Annotated in this window: 18 protein-coding genes and 2 pseudogenes; 5 read left to right on the top strand and 15 right to left on the bottom strand. The window is 58.1% G+C overall.

Annotated elements, in window-relative coordinates:
* Window positions 1-114 precede the first annotated feature (114 nt).
* The 3 genes and pseudogenes from BSY16_RS20865 to BSY16_RS20855 all read left to right on the top strand — a co-directional run bounded on the left by BSY16_RS20865 (window position 115) and on the right by BSY16_RS20855 (window position 3,279).
* A complete protein-coding gene (locus BSY16_RS20865; RefSeq protein WP_069061803.1) occupies window positions 115-774 on the top strand; it encodes a hydrolase in 660 nt (219 codons plus the stop codon).
* Window positions 775-1,024: 250 nt separating this feature from the next.
* Window positions 1,025-2,386, top strand: a pseudogene (locus BSY16_RS20860) (alginate export family protein).
* Window positions 2,387-2,478: 92 nt separating this feature from the next.
* Window positions 2,479-3,279 carry a carbon-nitrogen hydrolase family protein gene (locus tag BSY16_RS20855; RefSeq protein WP_069061802.1) on the top strand — a complete coding sequence of 267 codons (801 nt, stop codon included), beginning with the start codon at window positions 2,479-2,481 and terminating at the stop codon, window positions 3,277-3,279.
* 323 nt (window positions 3,280-3,602) lie between these two features.
* Here BSY16_RS20855 and BSY16_RS20850 read toward each other — a convergent pair whose 3' ends face one another.
* From BSY16_RS20850 to BSY16_RS20780, 15 genes and pseudogenes are all read right to left on the bottom strand, one after another.
* Entirely contained in the window at window positions 3,603-4,619 is a 1,017-nt protein-coding gene (locus BSY16_RS20850; protein WP_069061801.1) for an ankyrin repeat domain-containing protein, read from the bottom strand.
* 1 nt (window position 4,620) lies between these two features.
* Window positions 4,621-5,619 carry an alpha/beta fold hydrolase gene (locus BSY16_RS20845; RefSeq protein WP_083243032.1) on the bottom strand — a complete coding sequence of 333 codons (999 nt, stop codon included), beginning with the start codon at window positions 5,617-5,619 and terminating at the stop codon, window positions 4,621-4,623.
* Window positions 5,620-5,722: 103 nt separating this feature from the next.
* Window positions 5,723-6,064 (bottom strand): hypothetical protein, encoded by a 342-nt coding sequence (locus BSY16_RS20840; RefSeq protein WP_069061860.1) that lies wholly within the window; start codon window positions 6,062-6,064, stop codon window positions 5,723-5,725.
* A 46-nt stretch (window positions 6,065-6,110) separates the two neighbouring features.
* Complete coding sequence (locus BSY16_RS20835) at window positions 6,111-6,674, bottom strand: hypothetical protein (protein ID WP_069061800.1); 564 nt, start codon at window positions 6,672-6,674, stop codon at window positions 6,111-6,113.
* 27 nt (window positions 6,675-6,701) lie between these two features.
* Window positions 6,702-7,952: pseudogene (locus tag BSY16_RS31500) on the bottom strand (DUF5996 family protein).
* 89 nt (window positions 7,953-8,041) lie between these two features.
* The gene (locus tag BSY16_RS20820) at window positions 8,042-8,977 is read right to left on the bottom strand and encodes a pirin family protein (RefSeq protein ID WP_069061798.1); all 936 of its coding nucleotides are present in this window, start codon (window positions 8,975-8,977) and stop codon (window positions 8,042-8,044) included.
* A 31-nt stretch (window positions 8,978-9,008) separates the two neighbouring features.
* Window positions 9,009-10,031 (bottom strand): LysR family transcriptional regulator, encoded by a 1,023-nt coding sequence (locus tag BSY16_RS20815; protein WP_083243031.1) that lies wholly within the window; start codon window positions 10,029-10,031, stop codon window positions 9,009-9,011.
* A gap of 33 nt (window positions 10,032-10,064) precedes the next feature.
* The gene (locus BSY16_RS20810; RefSeq protein WP_069061797.1) at window positions 10,065-11,102 is read right to left on the bottom strand and encodes an LLM class flavin-dependent oxidoreductase; all 1,038 of its coding nucleotides are present in this window, start codon (window positions 11,100-11,102) and stop codon (window positions 10,065-10,067) included.
* Window positions 11,103-11,659: 557 nt separating this feature from the next.
* Window positions 11,660-12,532 carry a class I SAM-dependent methyltransferase gene (locus tag BSY16_RS20805; RefSeq protein ID WP_286157246.1) on the bottom strand — a complete coding sequence of 291 codons (873 nt, stop codon included), beginning with the start codon at window positions 12,530-12,532 and terminating at the stop codon, window positions 11,660-11,662.
* Window positions 12,533-12,733: 201 nt separating this feature from the next.
* Window positions 12,734-13,087, bottom strand: a complete 354-nt coding sequence (locus tag BSY16_RS32810; RefSeq protein ID WP_286157245.1) for an alpha/beta hydrolase family protein — start codon at window positions 13,085-13,087, stop codon at window positions 12,734-12,736.
* Window positions 13,047-13,583, bottom strand: a complete 537-nt coding sequence (locus BSY16_RS32805) for an alpha/beta hydrolase (protein WP_286157244.1) — start codon at window positions 13,581-13,583, stop codon at window positions 13,047-13,049. Before BSY16_RS32805 ends, BSY16_RS32810 begins: the two co-directional genes overlap by 41 nt.
* A 102-nt stretch (window positions 13,584-13,685) precedes the next feature.
* Window positions 13,686-14,642, bottom strand: a complete 957-nt coding sequence (locus tag BSY16_RS20795) for a quinone oxidoreductase family protein (protein WP_069061795.1) — start codon at window positions 14,640-14,642, stop codon at window positions 13,686-13,688.
* Between the two features lie 36 nt (window positions 14,643-14,678).
* The gene (locus BSY16_RS20790; RefSeq protein WP_069061794.1) at window positions 14,679-15,380 is read right to left on the bottom strand and encodes a glutamine amidotransferase; all 702 of its coding nucleotides are present in this window, start codon (window positions 15,378-15,380) and stop codon (window positions 14,679-14,681) included.
* Window positions 15,377-16,402, bottom strand: a complete 1,026-nt coding sequence (locus BSY16_RS20785) for a homoserine dehydrogenase (RefSeq protein WP_069061793.1) — start codon at window positions 16,400-16,402, stop codon at window positions 15,377-15,379. The genes BSY16_RS20790 and BSY16_RS20785 overlap by 4 nt, the downstream gene beginning before the upstream one ends.
* A 24-nt stretch (window positions 16,403-16,426) precedes the next feature.
* On the bottom strand, window positions 16,427-18,184 hold the full coding sequence (locus tag BSY16_RS20780; RefSeq protein WP_171902462.1) for a monovalent cation:proton antiporter-2 (CPA2) family protein: 1,758 nt from the start codon (window positions 18,182-18,184) through the stop codon (window positions 16,427-16,429).
* A gap of 364 nt (window positions 18,185-18,548) precedes the next feature.
* Between BSY16_RS20780 and BSY16_RS20775 the strand changes: the two genes are divergently transcribed.
* Entirely contained in the window at window positions 18,549-19,316 is a 768-nt protein-coding gene (locus BSY16_RS20775) for an alpha/beta fold hydrolase (RefSeq protein ID WP_069061792.1), read from the top strand.
* Between the two features lie 90 nt (window positions 19,317-19,406).
* On the top strand, window positions 19,407-19,871 hold the full coding sequence (gene alaE / locus BSY16_RS20770) for an L-alanine exporter AlaE (protein ID WP_069061791.1): 465 nt from the start codon (window positions 19,407-19,409) through the stop codon (window positions 19,869-19,871).
* Window positions 19,872-19,929 lie beyond the last annotated feature (58 nt).

The raw sequence follows: 19,929 nt of genomic DNA, 5'->3' as shown, positions 1-19,929 counted from the left end.
GCATGACACAACCGAGGACTACCGGGCCACAAGAGAGAATGGCACGTTCGTAGCGGATGGCTTTCCGAACGCCCTCGAACGAAGCTTTATTAACCTGCAATACAGGATGTATCCATGACCTTTCGTAACGGCCTAGATTCTCTCCTTCGTCCCGAAGATTCTGTTCTCGTCCTTATCGACCATCAGCCTTATCAGCTGACCAACGTTAATAGTCATGATCCTCAGGCTGTCGTCAACAACACGACTGCGCTGGCCAAGGTGGCCAAGGCCTTCGATGTTCCGACGATCCTTACCAGTGTCATTGCCGATCGCGGCGGTAAGCTTTTCAAGCAGATCACCGATGTCTTCCCGGGGCAGGAAGTGATCGACCGGACTTGGATCAATACGTGGGAAGACAAGAATGTGGTGGATCTCGTCAAGGCGACCGGGCGTAAGCAACTCATCATCGCAGGCCTCTGGACGGAAGTCTGTGTTGCGATGCCTGCAATCCAGGCGGCTGGCGAAGGCTGGGACGTGACCGTCATCACCGACGCATCGGGGGGAAGCTCCGTCGAGTCTCACCAGGTCGCCATACAGCGCATGATCGCAGCCGGCGTCAACATGATGACGTGGATGGCCTTGGCTAGCGAATGGCAGCGGGACTGGGCACGCACCCAGCATGTCGAAGAACTGACCGAGGTGCTGATATCTCACATGGCTGGCAGCGGCATCGCCTACTTGTGGGAACAGCAGTTGCTTAACACACCGGTGACGAACGCCCCAGCAGGACTTTAGTCATGGCCGGGACATCGAGGAAACCGATGGAGGCACCGGAATACTACGGACGATCCATCTATCCTCGTCGTTCCGAAAGTACCGCATCGAACTACCGAAAACGATCCTCGTGGGATTAATCAACTTAAATCTAGGTACCCAATGGCACGCCGCCGGTGACCGATGCAGGAGGCGACAGCCGAACCTAACTGGCTTCACGCACTGGGCAAGGAGGCTTGTTTTATCGTTGGCTCTCATCACCCTTTCTCAGATGGAGCACGGGCTTGCCTTCGCCAACGACGATGCAAATGCGGCGGATCGGCCCGTGATGAAACCCGACCGCTCGAAAGAGGACTGGTCGCCTCTCGCAGATGCAGAACTGCGGACGCAACCGCTGGATCGCCTTAAATACATCCCGTTATTTCCCGCTAATCCCGACAGCTATATTTCGTTAGGGTTCAATCTACGGGAAATCATTGAAACCAGCGATGCGCCGGCGTTCGGAACCGTAGCGGCGAACCCAACGGATGCTTACGGGTTGCAGCGTGCGCAGTTTCATATCGACCTACACCTGAATGAAAACTGGCAATTGTTTACGCAGTTTGAAGATGTGCGCGCCTTCGACAAGACGGCAGTCGGCCCCAACGATGCAAACAGATTTGACCTTCGCCTCGCATTCATGGGGTATACGCAGGAAACTTACGCGGGAACGTTTATTGCGAGGATCGGTCGGCAGGACTTCGCGTTCGACCTGGAACGTTTTGTCTCGACCCGTGACGGGCCGAATGTCCGCCAGTCGTTCGACGCGATCTGGGCCGGGTGGGAAACGGAGATATGGCGCTTCTATGGTCTTGTCAGCTAGCCCGTCCAGTATCGGGATGACGACCCTTTCGATGATCAATCAAGCAGCGATCTGCGGTTCAGCGGCGCCAGGGTAGAGCGACAACTGTCCCCGACGACAGAGGCTTCCGCGTATTACGCGCTCTACCAACGTAATAATGCGAATTTCCTGACCGCATCGGGCGAGGAGGAACGGCATGTGCTCAATATCCGGTTGGCCGGGACGCATGGCGGTTTCGACTGGGACGCGGAAGCAATGGGTCAGGTCGGGCAGGTCGGTTCGGCCGACATTGTGGGATGGGCCTTGGGGGCGAGGACCGGCTATACCTTTGAAGGGGTAACCTGGTCGCCCAGGATCGGTCTGCAGTTCGACATGGCGTCAGGTGATCGGGATGCGGATGATGGCACCCTTGGCACCTTCAATCCGCTGTTTCCAAACGGAGTCTATTTCTCGCTCGGCGGGCATACCGGATACGCCAACCTCATCCACGTCAAGCCTTCGATCACCGTTCAGCCGATGGATGACCTGACCTTACTGGCAGGCGTCGGTCTGCTTTGGCGCCAGACGACGGACGACGCCGTTTATACCTTGCCGAGCGTCCCGGTTGCCGGGACCGCAGGCGGGGGAAATCCTTGGACGGGCGCCTATGTTCAATTGAGGGCCGACTACAGGTTCAACCGAAATCTTACAGGCTCGGTAGAAGCAGTTCACTACCAGGTAGGTTCGACGCTTCGCAATGCCGGAGGCCGTGACAGCAACTACGTCCGAGCGGAACTGAAGTTTGCCTGGTAGAGGATGCACAGCCATAGGTGGGGTTGTTGTAGTTCAACTTAATGCTCTCACGCTGAACGACTTATTCGACGATAACTGTAAAAGAGGCTTGGATGGTTAAGGCATGGTCGGTTGAATGGCCGGAAGGGTTGCTCCCGGGCGAGGCCGCTTGGGAAGAGATCTCCAGGCAATTCGTCGACGCACGGAATGACATCCTGATAACGAATGAGATGCCGTTTGGCTTTTGGCAGCCAACAAGGCGTCCTTTCGATGTCCAAGCTGCGCGTGAATGGGCTGCGCTCCACGAGCGAGCCTTGGACACCTTATCTCGTCTACCGCTCGCGGCAGTAATCTCGTCTCGTCCCGTATTTAACGGCCGACGTCTGGTGAACGAGGGATTTGTGCTGACAGAAGGCCGATACGAGTTCATCCACCAAAAGCACTATTTTCCATCAGAAACAGGATGGGAAGAAGAATCGTGGTTCGAGCTTCAGCGCCCTGGTTTTGACGTGGTTAAAATCGCGGGAATCAAGGTTGGTGTGTTGATATGCACCGAGTTGATGTTCGTGGACAAAGCACGCCACCTTGGAAAGGCAGGTGCCGATCTGATCGCCGTGCCGCGCGCGACCGGCGTCGACCATCGCATGTGGAGGACTGCTGCCAGCATGGCAGGAATTGCCAGCGGCGCTTGCGTCGTTAGTTCCAACCGCGTCGGAACTCGTCCCGGGAGCAATCTGGTGTTTGGGGGAGGCGGCTTCACCGTGGATCCCGACGGCTTCGAGATCGCCGTAACATCTGCCCAACAGCCAGCGATCACTCTGGATATCGATACAACTCTCACCGCGGCGGCGAAATCAAGGTATCCAGTCTATGTCAAAGAACCGGCCCTAGAGCCTAATATGCCCGGAATATAAGGAGTTACGCCTTCGTCGAACCTTTGAATCCCGGTGGTTCAGTGGTTGGTGCGATCTCACTTCGGAGCCGATGCCCGCACAAATGCTGTTTCGTTCAAGCAAGGGGTCCCAAAGCGCACAGGCGTTCTTTGAATTCGCTAGACCGCTGCTTTCTGAGGCGATCAGGTCAAGGCCTAAGCAAACAGATGAACACGGTCGAACACCGCTGTGAGTGGGCTGTCGTTGTAAGGCATATCGTGCACCAGTTCAGCTGCACGCTCGTAATTTTGGCAGCAGCCTAACCGCATGACACGAAGAGCGTTAGGAGGTGGATCCACGTCGTTTCAGGTGTTTTCAAAATTCTCGCTTTCAGCGAGCAACGATGCGATTTCGTCATATCCGTAGAGAAGAGCCAATTCCCTCGGCGTCAGGCCTGCATGGCTCTTCAGATCCAGCCGCGCGCGCGCGTTGATCAACGATCGTACAGCATCCATGTGACCATGCCACGCAGCGTCGTGAAGTGCTGTCAGACCATTATACGGCCCCTGCGCATCCAGCTCTGGCTGCGCAGCTCCGATACAATCTGTTTCAGCAAGAATTTCAATTACATCTGCATGTCCGAAATAGGCTGCTTCATGGAAAGGTGTACCTTTCATGAGGCCCACGACCTGCCGGACGTCTGCACCTGCATCCCTGAGAAGGGTCACAATTTCCGCATGCCCTTCTCGGGCGGCGATCCCCAGTGGAGTGTAATCGTCGTCCGGCGTCCCGGCGATCGGCATCCGTTGATTGACGTCGATGCCGGCAGCAATCAACCGTTTCACTTCTCCGACGTCACCCGCTTTTGCGGCAAGGACGAGATCCGATCGCAGGACATTTGTCTCATTGGCACTGACTTTATCACGGATCAGCCGGGCGATTGAATCCAGGCCATCATTCTCGGCGAGGTCAAGAGCGGTTTGGTCCCAGTGGTTTCGGATTGAAGTCCTGGCGCGATAGGAGAGCAACGTCCTCACACCATCTTCCTGCTTGTGTAGAACCGCATCCATTAACGCTGTGTTCCCCAATACGGGCGACTGCTGATCGACAAACGCACCATTGTCCAGAAGTAGCGTTATTACGTCACGATTGCCGGATTGAGCGGCTTTGTGGAGCGCTGTCGCGCCCATGCGCGGCTCAAGGACTAAAACATCCGCTCCTGCATTCAGCAGCAATTCCACCATCTGCGGCTGTCCCAACCCGGCCGCGATCATCAGCGGCGTAAATCCCTCGGCGTCGCGGGCATTCACATCTACCCCTGACTGAACGAGACTTCCAACTCTGGCGAGATCGCCGGCGCGTATTGCGGAAATCAATGTCAATTTAGATCTCCCACGAAGCATGGGTGCCGAGAAACTTGAGCAATTCGGCATTCAGGCGATCTGCTGCTTCGTGTTGCACCCAGTGACCGGTGGCTTCCAGACGGACAACATCGACCAGTCCGGGCTGACTTGCTCGCATGTCGTTGACAGTCGGGTTGTCCGAATGGAAAAACTGGCAAAGTCCATCAACTGCACCCCAGATATAGAGACTGGGCTGTCGAATGACAGCGTTTTTATACGCCGACATGAGTTCGAATGTATGGGGAACGGCGCGGTAGTAGTTCAGACCTGTTTCAAACCCGGAGTGGGTAAAAGCAGCTATCGTACGGTCGACATAGTCGGGGTCGGCCCAATCTGGAGCGACTACCGGTGCAGGGCGTAGCATGTGCTTTTCCGGGTCGATCGGATCCCAGCGCTGCTCCGGCGGCGGGCTCGCCGAAAGCCAGTATAGAACGCTCGCGATGCTGTTCTCCGCAGGCAGGAATTGCTTGCCTGAATCTGGTTTGTCAAATGCCAGTGCGTAGTAGCGATCACCGAGCCCTTGATCCCGCAAGCTGTCGTTGAGGCTCGTCTCACCCCTTGGCGCGTAGGGGATGCTCACACTGACGAGGGCTGTAAACCGGTCGGGTCGCATCAGCATTGCCTTCTGGGCGTGATCTGCACCCCAGTCATGGCCCACGAGAGTGCAACTCGGGATTTCCAGCGCGTCCAGCACGCCGACCAGATCGCCGACAATGTAGGGGGATGTGTACTGTTCAACCTCCGAAGGTGAATAACTCGCCCCGAACCCGCGCATGTCAAGCGCTACAGCTCGGTAACCTTCCTCCGCAACAGCGCTCATCTGGCTCCGCCATGTGTCGGCCGTGTCCGGGAAGCCGTGGGCGAAAAGAACTGCTGGCCCTTGTCCTTGCTCCAATACGCGGAATTTGTTTTTTCCGACGTCAATCACTCGGTCTACTACTTCACAATCGATGCCGGTGAGATCCGCGTCTGATACCATGGCTTACCTCCTAGAAGTGCTACGAAATTTCCAACATAGAGACTACGTTCGGCGCGCTGATCCATGCTCAACACCTCGCCACCGGTGGTTTTCGCACTAGTTCCTACTTGGGTGGGTAGGGTTCTATATCTGCTGACCAGTAGTGCCTGGCGATATTCTGGCTGTTGCGGATGACGTGGTAAGCGATGTCGGGATCGCCGCCTTTGAGTGTGTCCGGATCCGCACCGCACATCAGGCAGTACATTCTTTGATGAATGACGCTCGCAAAATATTGCATCGCCGGCGCGGATTCCTCCTGACCGATTGCTCTCATATCTTCGGCAGCCTTTTTGACCGCCTCCTCCAAAGCCAGAGAGACCGCAGCAGCCAATCCGTCGTCCGCACTCTTGATGACGTCGACGATCTGTCTTTCAGAGGGGGTAAGAACAGGGCAACGTTCTGTCATGTTTAACTCCATCAACTGTTGAGGTTCCGATTGCGTAGCATTGCGCCTAGTCCGGCCGGCGGGTGAGGAGCGACAGGTAGGTTTTTGCTCTTTCGGTAAACTCGTGGTCGGTATCGGATTTAGACTCAAGCCTCGCGTGGCGTGCGTCGATGACTGCTTCGAGACGATCTGTGATTTCCGGATCCGAAGCGCGTGCGTGATCGAGCAAAGCTCGAATAGCGGTGGTTATGGCAAAATTCTGCGCGGAGAGTGCCAGCTGCTGGCGTTCACTTCTGTCCTTCTCAATATCCTCCCGGCGGTCTTTCTTCCCTCGCCACGCGGGCGGCTTGCCGCTTTCCCTCTCCCAGTGACGGGCGACGCCGCGTCCTGCATACAAAATCTTCCACGCCGTTTCCGGATCACCTCCCTTGTATGTTGTCGGGTCGGCTCCGCACAAACGCAGGAACAGGTGGCGCAGAACGCCATCTGCGAAGTAATCACGGGGCGAGACGCGTGAACCACCTGCCTGAAGTTCAGGTCCAGCGGTCCTGGCAGCGTTGTCGATAGCCTCATCGACAGCGGCCATCAGGAGCTTATCTGCCTCCAGGATCGGGTCGGTTTTTTTCTGCATGCCATCCTCCAATGCCGGGCATTCTGCTCACTTGCGAAGAACATCCTGCCATTCAGGATGTCGCTCAATCTGGGCTTTCGCAAACGGGCAAAGGGGAATGATAAAAACACCCTCGCGTCGGGCATCTTCGATCGCCTGGCGCACAAGCCGCTCACCAACTTTTCTCCCCCGTAAAGCCGCGGGGACGTCAGTGTGGTCGATGATGATGAGCTGTGTGCCAGCTCGACTGTAGGTCATCTCCGCTTCGACGCCTTCAACCACGATCCGGTACCGCCCCTTCGAAACCCCGTCTTCCCGTTCCACCTCCTCGCTAACCGAAGAAGTAGCCTTCTCCGGGGCCTTCGCACTCAGTTCCCGAACTTTGCCGCGCTGACCGTGCGTGCACTCGAGCTGGTCTCGATCCCAATGTCCAAGATCGGCGGCAGCTTCGTAAGTCGAGACGAGAAACGCCATGAGCGCTTCGTCAGGATCGGCCGCAGCCTGAACCGCCTCATAAGGCAGGATGAACTCCGACAGGCCCTCGTGCCAGAATGCCGTATCAGGCCGAACAGACGCAGCCCTGAAACCGCTCGGTGCGGGATAGGCATAGGCATAGAATGCGGGATAGTCGATGCCGCCGCCTCCCGGCCAAAAGCCTGCCGAAGAAACCTCGCGGTCGTAGGCCTCCTGCGCCACGTTGTCCGGCAGTGCCGGTACGCCGCCAGGATGGATTGGCGCCTGCCGTCCCTAAAACCGGGTAACGGCCAGATCGAAGCTGCCCCAGAAAAGATGCACAGGACTGGATTTCCCGATGAAGGATGTCCGGAACGCTTTGAATACCCGGTCTATCGCCATCAGTGCCTCATGAAACTTCCGGACGGCGTCGCGGTCATACGAGCGTTCCCGATGGTCCTCATCGAACGGCACGGGGTCCGCCACTTCATTTGGCTGGCCATGGAAGTCGGGATTGCCGCCGAGTTCGGAGATCAGACGGGTGAAATTGGCGTGGAACCCTGCGACGGTAGATGTCCCCAACGCAAACGAGGCTCGCCGTCCGTCACCATTCGAACCAATGACTGTATGTTCATGAAAATCGAACACAATCTCGATGCCAGGGCCATCAGGGATCGGAGAGGACGTCAGACCGGAGGGGGTAACGTAGAAAGTCGCGTTCCAGGAATGGTTGAGCCACGGTGTATGAGCCAGTCGGTATTTGCCGACGACCTGCAGGTAGAGGTGCAGGGCGGAACACGTTTCGCGCCAGCTGAGGTAGTCGAGGCGTGGCCATTTGTTGCTCATTTTACTTTCTCCGTCTTCTATCGAACAGGCAGGTCGTGAATGCCGTTCCGGATTTCGTCAATCGCGCCAGGGCGATCGCGCGACTGTCGTCATTCCGGAAGCGGTATATGCTCGTCGCGATCGTCGATCGGCAAGTCGAACAGGCCTTCGCCCCATTTCTGCCCCTGCCATTCGGCCTTGGCTTCCTCGATGCGCTCTTTCGATGAGGCGACGAAGTTCCACCAGATGTAGCGCGGTCCAGATAATGTAGCGCCGCCGAGGATCATCAGGCGAGCGCCTTTTTGGCCGGCTGCAACCGTGATCCTGTCGCCGGGGCGGAAGACCATCATCTGCTGTGCCTCGAACTCCTGACCAGCGATCGAGATCGAGCCTTCGGCGATATAGATGCCTCGGTCCTCGTGATTGTCAGGCATCGGCAGGAGAGCACTCGGACCCAGCGTGACATCGGCATAAAATGTCTCGGAAAACATGGTTGCGGGAGCGGTCTTGCCATAAGCGTTGCCGAGAATGAGCCGAACCGATACCCCGCGATCCTCGATCACCGGCAGCATCTCCTCGCCATAGTGGTTAAATGTTGGCGCCATGTCCTCATTCTTTTCCGGCAGGGCGAGCCAGGTCTGGATCCCGAACAGACTGTTCGGCCCGCTTCGGGCAGTGGCGGATGTTCGCTCCGAATGGGAAACACCGCGGCCGGCGACCATCCAGTTCAACGCACCAGGACGGATGATTTGGTCGGCTCCCGTGCTGTCGCGGTGATGAAAGTCGCCGCGATAGAGGTATGTGACCGTGCCAAGCCCGATATGCGGGTGGGGCCGGACATCGATGCCCTGGCCCGTCAGGAGCTCGGCCGGTCCTGCCTGATCGAAGAAGATGAATGGTCCCACCATCTGTCGCTTCGGGGCAGGCAGGGCGCGTCGAACCTCGAAGCCGCCAAGGTCGCGGGCGCGGGGAATGATGAGGGTTTCGATCGCGTCAATTCCGACCTCGTCCGGACAGCCTGGTTCAATTGCGGGGTTCCAGCTCATGTGAGGAAACCTTTCTTATCTGTTAGGCGATTTATATCGCGGAGTGAATTGGTTGCCGCTGTTCTCTGAAGGCATCATCTGAGACGGAGTTATTTATCTTCAGGCGGAGTTCCGCGCCCGACGAACTATTGAGAGATGTGAGCGAGTGATCAAGGGTGGGTGATCGGTTATCCGCACCCGACGCCCCGCGAAGTTTTTCGAAAGATGCGATGAGAAATTCGGAAAGGATACGCACCTTGCGCGGTGGATGGGGGCTGGATGGCCTGACAACATGAACATCCCCGACGGGCAGCGGAAAGCGGGTCATGATTGGGACAAGCGCGCCTGAGGCAAGATATTTATGGGTGACACAGTCCGGAAGCCATGCAATGCCAAGCCCCTTCGCTGCGGCTTTGGCTATCGCCGCGCCGTTGTTGGAGCTGAAGCGACCCTGTGCCTGCACGGTGATGATCCTGTCGCCTTCCAGGAACCGCCACGCCTCGATACCCAGCAAGGCTTGGTGGGTCGCGATTTCGTCTGGCGATTCAGGTGAGCCATGAACCCTGATATAGTCGGGGCTGGCGACGAGCTTGAAATAGATCTCGCCCACGCGCTTGGCGATCACGTTGGAGTCACGCAACGCGCCGACTCGAATCGCGCAGTCGAACCCTTCTGCAACCAGATCGACGCAGTGGTCGCTATATTCGGCGTGGATCTGAAGCTGCGGGTGGCGGCGCGCCATTTCTGTAAGCACGGAGGCGAAGTGCATTGGGCCCGATGTCAGCGGAACGGAAACCCTCAAGCGTCCACGAAGGTCGCCTTCGGGCAAAATCGTTTCGCGTGCAATGTCTATTTCGGTGCAGGTTTTTGCCGCAAACTCGCGAAACGTGACACCCGCCTCGGTGAGGCCGGCGCCACGGGTAGTGCGCGCAACAAGTTGGACACCGAGTTCCACCTCAAGTCGGGCGAGCCGCCGACTGACCATCGACTTGGAAACACCTAACCGGCGCGCCGCCGGCGATACACCACCGGAATCGGCGACTTCGACAAAGGTCCGCAGATCTTCGATGTCCATTTTGTGTCCCCGTTTTGCGATCAAGCCTAGCTGTCAAGCGCGGTGTGTTGCTCTGACCACCGGCGCCACTTCGGTGCCCAGCAGTTCTATTGATCGTTTCATTGCTGAAGTATCGAGAGCGGCTGTGCTCATCTGGAAGGTGATGCGTGATACGCCAGCCAGTGTTTCACTGGCCCGCAGCATTTTGGCTGCCACCGTCGCTGGATCACCAACCAGGAATGCACCTTCGGGTCCCGCCATGGTCTCGAACTGCTGACGCGTCGGCGGCGACCAGCCGCGTTCGCGACCGATATTCGCTGTCAGATGCGCCCAGCCAGGGAAAAAGGCGTCCCTGGCTGCAGCATTGCTTTCGCCGACGAAGCCCATCGCATGAACACCGATCTTGAGCACCTCGGGGCTTTGCCCTGCGCGTTTACCAGCTTCCCGATAGAGATCGACGAGCGGACGAAAGCGCTCAAAGCTTCCGCCTATGATGGCGATCATCAAGGGAAGACCAAGCGCACCGGCGCGCGCGAACGACTGCGGCGTGCCGCCGACACCGATCCATATCGGAAGTCGTTGTTGATGAGGACGGGGATAGACGCCTTGTCCGCGGAGCGGCGGTCGGAAACGCCCTTCCCAGCTCACATTCGTCGACTCTTGCAGAGCAAGCAACAAATCGAGCTTTTCCGCAAAAAGATCGTCGTAGTCACGCGTGTCCAAGCCAAACAGTGGGTAAGCTTCGACGAAGGACCCGCGACCTACAACGATTTCCACTCGACCCCTGGAAATCAGATCGAGGGTTGCGAATTCCTGAAAAACCCGCACAGGGTCGGCAGCACTTATAATTGTTACCGCGCTCGTCAATCTGATCTGGCTGGTCCGTGCCGCAGCGGCAGCCAGTATGATCGTCGGCGCGGAGTCGAGAAACTCTGCGCGGTGATGTTCACCGATACCGAACACGTCCAGTCCAACGCGGTCCGCCACTTCGACTTCCTCGATCAGTTCTGCCATACGGATGGTGGCCGAGGGAACCTGGCCCGTCGCCGGATCTGGAAGGATAGCCGCAAAACTGTCGATACCGATTTCCATTATGGGTCCTTTGAAAGATGTTTAGCGCAGAGCTTCTTTCTCCACGGGTGCACGGCCACCGACAGTCTGAGACTGGCACCACAGCCGGTCATGCGATAGTGCTCGATCCTGGGAAGCTCTGTCGCAAAATGGGGAACGCCATTTGCAAGAGGATCTGCATGCCCACCCGGCTTTATTCCGGGCGCGGAGGCATGGCATCTTCGGGGTGGACAAAAGAGTATCAGCTCGAATCTGCGAGATTGCCTCATGGCAGGCATACAATGGCGATCGCGCCCAACGAGGTGGAGGGGGGTGAAGAAGCCGATCTCCCTGCCATTTTACCTCCGGACAGATTGCATCGGGCGTGCTTTTGCCACTTACGACCTTACAGCCACGACCGCCGGCAGGCATTCAGGTTTCAGCTGCATCAGTATTACCAGGTAGCTGGAGCACTCATGGAGAGATTGATCGGACGTTTTAAGCAAAGACTGGGCCTCTGGAGGTCAGGCCCAGCCTCGGATCGGGAGCCAGCCTGAAGCGGCTCGGCCACCGCACTCAAGGCGAGAAACAAACTCGCTTCATCGTTTCGTTCCCACGGCCAGAACGGCGGTTGCGCGGAGGATAACCGTGTTGCCGCTTGCCAATCCGTCGATCACCTCAAGTATTGCCGCGTCGACACGCCGTCGTTGATCGCTATCAAGCTGCGCGTAGACGCCCATATAGCTGTGCAAGTCACGAAGTTCGTCAAGATAAGCGTGCCCGGCGGGGCCTTCCCAGACGGTCTCGATCTCTTCGACGTCAATCGCGGAAAGGTGGGCGTGAGCCATTTCCTTGGCCAACCGATCGGGTTCGGAAAGCAGGAGAAAACCCTCAGGAGGCGAAGGCGGTCGCATGTCTGGAAAGACAGAGCGCAGCGCTTGCGCCATGACCATGAAAGGGCCGCCGCCCGGCGGTTTGCGCCATGTCGCCACACAGGCTTTCCCGCCGCGCCGGGTCACGCGCGCCTGCTCGGCCAGACCGCGTCGCCAATCGGGGAAAATGCTGGCTCCGAAAAGCGAGAATGTCGCATCGAAGCTGTCGTCTTTCAACGCGAGTTGCTGACCATCCATCAGCCTTGCCTCACTTGAGGGAAAGGGTGCGAGCCTTTTCTCCAAAAGATTTACCATGCCAGGCGCATTGTCGATGGCAAGCACGGCCGCGCCGCGAAGCGCAGCTGGCACACCTAGCGCCCCAGCGCCCGCTGCGATATCAAGAACGTGCGTGCCCCATTGAATACCACCGACACGATCGAGAGCCAGAGCAGCAATCTGACCGGTATTCCGGTTCGCCGTCATCTCGTAGACGCGCGCAAAATCGTCCGTCATGTGGGGATGAGTGACAGCTGATTTGCTTTCAGGAATCCAGGTCGCCCCGTCAATGCTCGAATTTGCTGAAATCTTTGGGTCTTGCATCATGATATCCTCGGTTGAGCTCTTGGAATGGCTGCAAGGCATCAGCCGGTAACCGGCGCTGAGCCATGCGCTGAGTGAATGCATTTGGGTTCGACACGCTGCCCGGAAGCGGCCCAGGAAGCTACCGGGCGCTTCAAGCGATGAGATGCACCTTATAGAAATCAGCCAGCCTCTCGACGGCTTGGCTCATATATTGAGCTTCTAATACATGTCGTAATGGCCGGCTCCCTCAACCGCCATTAAGTGTTTTTCTTTTGATGGAGAGAGGTCGAACAGACGTTGTCCGGCTTCGTATTGACCGGTATTTCCGCGGCGGCCGCCGACGATGACCTGAAGCGGTTGCGTCAGCAGATCGGGCACGAGATTGAAGGCGTCAAACTTGAGAAGGCTGCCGTATCTCACGAACAACAGCCGGTTCGTACAGTTCGGGTGCCGGTAACGCGACTCCCGGTAGAATGTGACCGCTTCCAACAGGTCTGGGTCTACAATGCCTGCTGCCCTGGCGTCCTTCAGGCTATCCGGGATCCATGGGGTCTCTTCGCGGTCGGCCACCATGCACTTCGTTCGTCCTCTGGTTGCCGACGTCAACAAGCGTTTGACTGGCGTCAGGCAGAAGCTGCCGCAACGCCTCACCGATGTCGTTGGCGACGACCGTCCCGACCGCCTTGAAGCGTCTTTCGGTCAGCGCCGCATGGATCGCGTAGCCGCCACCGGCGCATATTCGCAACAGGCCGAGACGCTCCTCGCTCACGTAAGGTAACGTCATCAGGGAATCGACCGCGCAGTGAATATCCTCGACGCGAGCGGCCGGGTCTTCAAGATCCCGGGGCTCGCCGCCACTTTCGCCCTGGTACGACGGATCGAAAGTCAGGGCCAGAAAGCCGCGGTCAGCCAGTCTCTCTGCGTAGATTGCACCGACTTGTTCCTTCACACTACTGCCTGGTGTTGCAAGGACGAGCGTAGGGTAAGCTCCACTTTCGGTGAAGTCAGGCGGTAGATGGAGATTGCCCACCACGTTGATATGTCTGTTCTTGAACGAAATGTGCTTCATCTCGATTGTCCTTTCGCTCGCTGCGATCAACACTGGTTGGTGATCAGCGTCGCATGTGAAACACATTGGCTGCGCGAGCTGCGGAATTATGGAACACGGGAGTCAGGGCTTCATGACCACGCGGCCCAGCGGTTTGGCCGTTTCGGCATAGTGATGAGCGTTCGGTGCTTCCCGAAGTGGGAAGATTCGATCAATCACGACCTCGAGCTTCTTCTGTGCCGCCGCCGAGAGGAGCTCGTCGACAGTCCGGTGTACGGCTGGCTTCTCGAACAGTGAGCCCATAAAGACGCCGTGAAGCGTCTGATTGTTCTGCATCGGCTGCCACAAATCGACATTGAGGCCTCCGCCGCCCGCATTTCCGACGAAGACAAGACTTCCCTCAGGAGCGAGCGCAGCAAGCGAACCCTGTAAGGTAGACCCGACGGGATCGATGACGAGGTCAGCACCCCGACCATCGGTCAGCCGAAGCACCTCAGCGACGACGTCGTTTTTCAACCGGTCGATGACGTTTGATGCACCGAGGTCGATGAGGCGCGCCTGGCGTTCCCTGCCGCCGGCGACGGCTATGACGGTCGCGCCCGCGTCACGTGCCAATTGGATAGCGGCAAGGCCAACGCCACCGGCGGCCGCCTGGATCAGAACTGTCTCAGTCTCTCGCAGGCCCCCCCGGGTGATCAGGCAATGGTAAGCAGTTCCGAAGGAAATAGGCAGCGCAGCAGCCTGTCCCATGTCTACACCATCCGGAACCAGCCATGTGCGTGTGGCAGGCACGGACCAGAGTTCCGCATGTGAGCCCTGCATGTCGAAGGCAGTAACCCTTTGGCCGACTGTTCGATTGCGCACGTTCTCGCCGACCGACATGATGGTCCCGGCGGCTGCGTAGCCGACAATCCAGGGAGAGGGCTGCTGCTTCGAACGGCGATTGATCAGATCTCCACCCTCGATCGAAATCGCCTCGACGGCAATGAGAACATCGTTTGGCCCAGGCACGGGATCCGGGACATCGGCATATCTCAAGACCGTGGGCGGACCTGGATTGTCATAGACTGCTGCTTTCATACGCTTTTCCTCGATTGTTGGAGGAGGGTTGCCCCTTCAAGTGAGCCGCGCCAGCCATTCGGTCAGCAGGCGGACAGCAGCTTCTTCAAGTCTTTTTCCGTAAAGTTCGGTCTCGCGGCGCAGCATCACGGGACTGACGCCAGACGTCGCCAATTCGCTCGCATGTCCCAACAGCCAGTGCTCAAACCTCGCGGCAACAAGCTCAGGATGAAACTGCAGGCCGAGAATGTTCGGCCCACGCGAGAAGGCCTGGTTGAGGCAGATGGGGGTGGAGGCGAGACGCTCGCACCCGCCGGGTAGATCAAACGTGTCGCCATGCCAATGCAGAACCGGGACATCCTGGAGCGCGGCAAGAGGGTTAGGACCGCCGGTTGCCGTAAGTTGGAGGGTTGACCAACCAATCTCCTTCTCGGATCCCTGATAGACATGAGCTCCGAGGCCGGCGGCCATCACCTGCGCTCCGAGACAGATGCCGAGTGTCGGCCGGTCGGCCGTAAGACGTGCCCGTAGCAGCTCGATCTCTCGAGTGATTATGGGATAAGCCCCGTAATCGTTGACGCCGATAGGGCCGCCCAGGACCACGACAAGATCAGCAGACATAGGATCGAACTTCCCGAGGTCCTGCTCCGCGATATCCACATACTCGACGGCATAGCGCGCTTCCCGCAAGGGAGCTTCAAAGCTGCCGAGATCCTCGAATCCGACATGACGTATGGCCTGCAAGGTGAGCTTTGTCATTGTGAAGTGCTCTCCGATAAGTCTTCTGCGGCCCGCGCCGTCAGAATGTGCTCGAGATCCTTCAGCGCAGCGGCGGCTGTAGCCAGCGGCTCGTTGCCGGATGCGATCGCGATCGTCTCTCCCATTGCGTCCGTTGTGATGCGGATCGCCTTGTCCTTTCCGCGAATGTTCGCGAATGGATCGGAGAGAGGATAGGCCTTTATGCCAACGGCGGCGCTGAATGTGCCGTCAGCCCGCGTGAGACTGCCGACAAGTTTTGGTACGAGTCCCGCACTGCACCATGCCTCGATACGCTCGCCGGTCACCGACTGAATACCTTCGACGGTCAGGTCATCCATCGTCAGGTCGGCGTTGAGGCCGAAATTGGCGAGGATCAGCAGCTTGCAGGCGGTATCCCACCCTTCCGTGTCGTTTCGCGGATCGGCTTCAGCAAAGCCGCCGAGCTGCGCCTCGCGCAACGCGGCTTCGAAGCCGATCCCACGTGTCATCATGGCGTCGAGCAGGTAGTTGGTCGTGGCATTGAGAATACCTTCGACTTCAAGCACGGTGCAGCCCTTGAGGCTGTGATCCACGAGATCGATCGTCGGCAGGGCCGCCGCCGCCGCGCCGCTGAGCTTCAGCAAGGCGCCCGATCTTCTTGCAAGTTCGCGAAGTTCTTTTCCGCTGTGGACAAGCGCGCCCTTGGATATCACGATCGTATCACGCCCGGCAGACAGGGCGGAACGAATGTAGCCAAGCCCCGGGCCGCCGCTACGAAAATCGCTCGGTCCGGCTTCGACGAGAATATCCGCCCCGCTCTCCTCTATGAAATCCGGGCCAGAACGTCCGTCCTCGAGCGTGCCGAGCTGGTCTTCTTCGAGACCGCGATCATCGCGCAAGCCGGCCTGTGATCCGCAAACCGCAATCAGACGGATGTCGACCCCATAGACCTGGCGATAACGCGCGCGCCGCGACAGGAGAAGGCTCGCCGTGGCACGCCCCACGCCCCCGAACCCGGCAATCGCAACCCTTAGCGTTCGCATGTGCCTTCACTTTCATTGCTATTTCTACACGGACGCTTTGCCGAGAGGTTCCGGAACGGGCTGGACATGCAACCGGCCGCGGCCGGACATGGCATCGCCCTGCACCTGCTCGGCGAGCCTTTCATTGTCGCGTTGACGCACATCCTCTGCGGCCTCCTCCACGTCGAGCTCGGCATAGCCCAGCGCCCGCAGCCCTTCCGCTCCCATCATATAGGCGGATTCGACCGTTTCGCGGATCTGGTAATCGACGCCAGCCCGGATCAGTTCCACGGCATGAGCGCGATCATAACTCCGCACGAGGATCTTTGCCTGCGGGAACTCGTGCTGCGCCAGTTCCACGATCTGCATTGCCGCTTTCGGATCGTTCACGCAGATCATCAGCGCATCGGCAGACACCGCCCCGGAATGGCGCAGGGTATCGAGCCTTGTACCATCGCCGAAGAAGACCTTGAACCCGAACCGCCCTGCATCGCGGATTCGATCAGGGTTCCTGTCGATCACCGAGAGACTGACGCCCTTGGCGAGCAGCAGCTGCGATGCGATTTGCCCAAAGCGGCCGAAACCGATGATGAGCACTGATCCAGTCAGATCCCGGGCTGCGTCGACGCCATCCATCGATGGTTCGTTTCGCAGCAGCCGGTCTGCCGCGATCATCAGGAGCGGCGTTAGAGCCATGGAGAAGATCACGACGGTGGTAAACAACGCATTTTCGCGGGCGTCAATCACGCCGCCAGTAGTCGCGGCGGCATAGAGCACGAAGGCGAATTCGCCGCCCTGCAAGAACATCGAGGTGCGATGTAATGCCTGGTGATTGGAACTGCGGAACACGCGTGCAACCGCATAAACCACGACGCCCTTTGCGATCGTGAATGCGACTAGCATGGACAACAGAAGCCACCCTTCGGCGGCAACGACGGAAAGGTCGAGTGACATGCCGACTGCCAGAAAAAACAGACCCATGAGAAGGCCGCGGAACGGCTCGATATCGCTTTCGATCTGATGCCGATAGCTCGAACTAGACAGCATCACCCCGGCGAGGAATGCGCCCATCGCCATGGAGAGACCAGTCATGTCCATCAACAGCGCTGCGCCGAGGACCACCATCAGCGCGCCCGCCGTCATGACTTCGCGCGTTCGCGTCTTCGCCAGCAGGGCAAAAAATGGATTCAGCCCCCATTTCGATACGCCCAGAAGCACGAGCACCGCACCAAGTGCCAGCAAAATGTCCATCCAGCCCGACTGTGCCTGGGATAGCGGTGACAGGAATGCGACCACCGCCAGAAGCGGCACGATCATGAGATCCTCGAAGAGCAGGATCGAGACTGATTTCTGGCCCTCGACACTCGAAATCTCGCCGCGGTCCTGGAGGACAGACATGATGACGGCGGTCGAAGAGAGGACGAAGCCTGCCCCGGCGACGAAGGCCACCTGACCGGACAGGCCGAAAACCAGCATCCCCGTCAGCGCAAGACTTGCGATTGCCAGCGCGACCTGTGCCAATCCAAGCCCGAAAATCTGTCCACGCATAGCCCATAGCTTGAGCGGGCGCAGTTCAAGTCCAATCACGAACAGAAACATCACGACGCCAAGCTCGGAAAAATGCAGGATGGACAGGGCGTCAGTAAAGAGGCCAAGCAACGAGGGGCCGACCAGCACACCGGCAGCAAAATAACCCAGCACTGAACCCAGACCGAGCCTCCGAAACAGCGGCACTGCGACGACAGCGGCTCCCATCAGGACGATCGCAGGTCCGATCGTCTGCCCCAAACCCACTTCAGCCAATCATTCGCCTCCCGTTTTGTCAGCTTGACCAACGGGACCAGCCGATTGCGTATTCTTTGCCCCTCTTGTCGCACTGGACTTCGCCACGCAGCCAAGAGCAGTTGGCGGACGCCTTCAAGCCAAACGGTTTGGTTCACTTGCAGGTCGTTCGTTGCCATTCCCTGAAAGCCACTCGTAACGTTGCGTAGATTGGCTGGATAGCCGCATGGATTGCAAAAGTGTGTCGCGAATAGAGGAACGCCAAACCCCTAGCTGCTCGCACGAAATTCTGCGAACTAATGAAACCCACTGATCTGTCGGCATGCATTTATGCCTCAGCATATGGCCTACAGCATTCAGACCACGAAACCAGCGAGGAGATTCCATGTCCAATATTGCCGTCACGGCTGTCGTTGCAAGCGGCCTTTTGTCCGGAACTGCTGTTGCGCAACAAGCAAAGCCTACCATCGTACTCGTGCATGGGGCATTCGCAGACTCGTCAAGCTGGAATGGCGTGATTACCCGACTTCAGCAAGACGGATACAGAGCCGTTGCGGTTGCCAATCCCTTGCGCAGCGTCTCGAGCGACGCGCGTCTCGTTTCTGACGTTGTTGAGGGCATCGAAGGACCAGTGGTTCTCGTCGGACATTCCTACGGCGGTCAGGTTATCTCGAATGCCGCGAAAGGACAGGATAACGTCAAGTCGCTCGTCTACGTGGCAGCCTTCGCACCTGAAGCTGGAGAAGCAGCGGCTGATCTGGCGGGCAAGTTTCCAGGCGGAACGCTCGGGGAAGCGCTAGCGGCTCCGGTCAAGCTGTCCGGAGGAGGAGTCGATCTCTACATTGATCAGGCGAAATTCCATCACCAGTTTGCTCACGACGTTCCGTCCGGGGCTGCTGCGTTGATGGCAGCCGGCCAACGGCCAATTACCGAAGCCGCACTAACGGAGAAATCCGGTGAACCGGCTTGGAAGTCACTCCCATCCTACTTTGTTTACGGTGACGGCGATAAGAACATACCGGCAAAGGCGCTCGGGTTCATGGCCGATCGAGCCGGCTCGAAGCGGACGGTTGTCGTAGAAGGAGCGTCGCACGTGGTCATGGTTTCGAAACCGGAGGTCGTGGCGGATCTGATCGAGGAAGCCGCAAAATAATTCGCACGCACCGGTCTAGAACGCAGCTTCTCGCTTGAGGTCTAGGCACTGCACAGCCAGGAAGTTTATAAGACAGGAGAAGACGACGTTATGGCTGTCAGTCGGGAGGAAAAATCAGTCCGTCGGCGATCATTTATTGCCGACACACTGGCGCTTCTTCTGTTCTTCACAACAACTGGTGCATTCAACGAGCGAATGATTGCTGGAATGACGTGGGAGCAGGTCTGTCATGCCCGGTTGCTAGGGGCGGTCCTTATGGTTCCGGTTGCGCGGCCTTATGGCCTTTGGCGCGACTTCCTCATGCAGCGCGCTGGGGAGACGGAGCTATCGCGACTGTTCTGGGACAGCGCTGCTCTCATGTCGTTTCAGGTGCCGATTTATGCAGCCATTATCGTGGTAAGCGGCGCAGAAGGAGGCGGATTGCTGAGTGGTATCATCGGCGCAACAGTCATGATGCTGGTACTGGGGCGGCCTTACGGTGCGTTCCTCAATTGGGTAAGAAAGCTTTTCGGTTTGCCCCGGGGCGGAACAAAACCGATGTCGCTGAATAACTGAGAAAAGTGGGTCCACAGCCTATCCTCTCCCAACCTGACGCGAGGCTGTGACGGATCAC

It is taken from the genome of Sinorhizobium sp. RAC02, from assembly GCF_001713395.1.
Lineage (GTDB): Bacteria > Pseudomonadota > Alphaproteobacteria > Rhizobiales > Rhizobiaceae > Shinella.
This window is presented reverse-complemented; position numbering and strand designations above follow the sequence as displayed.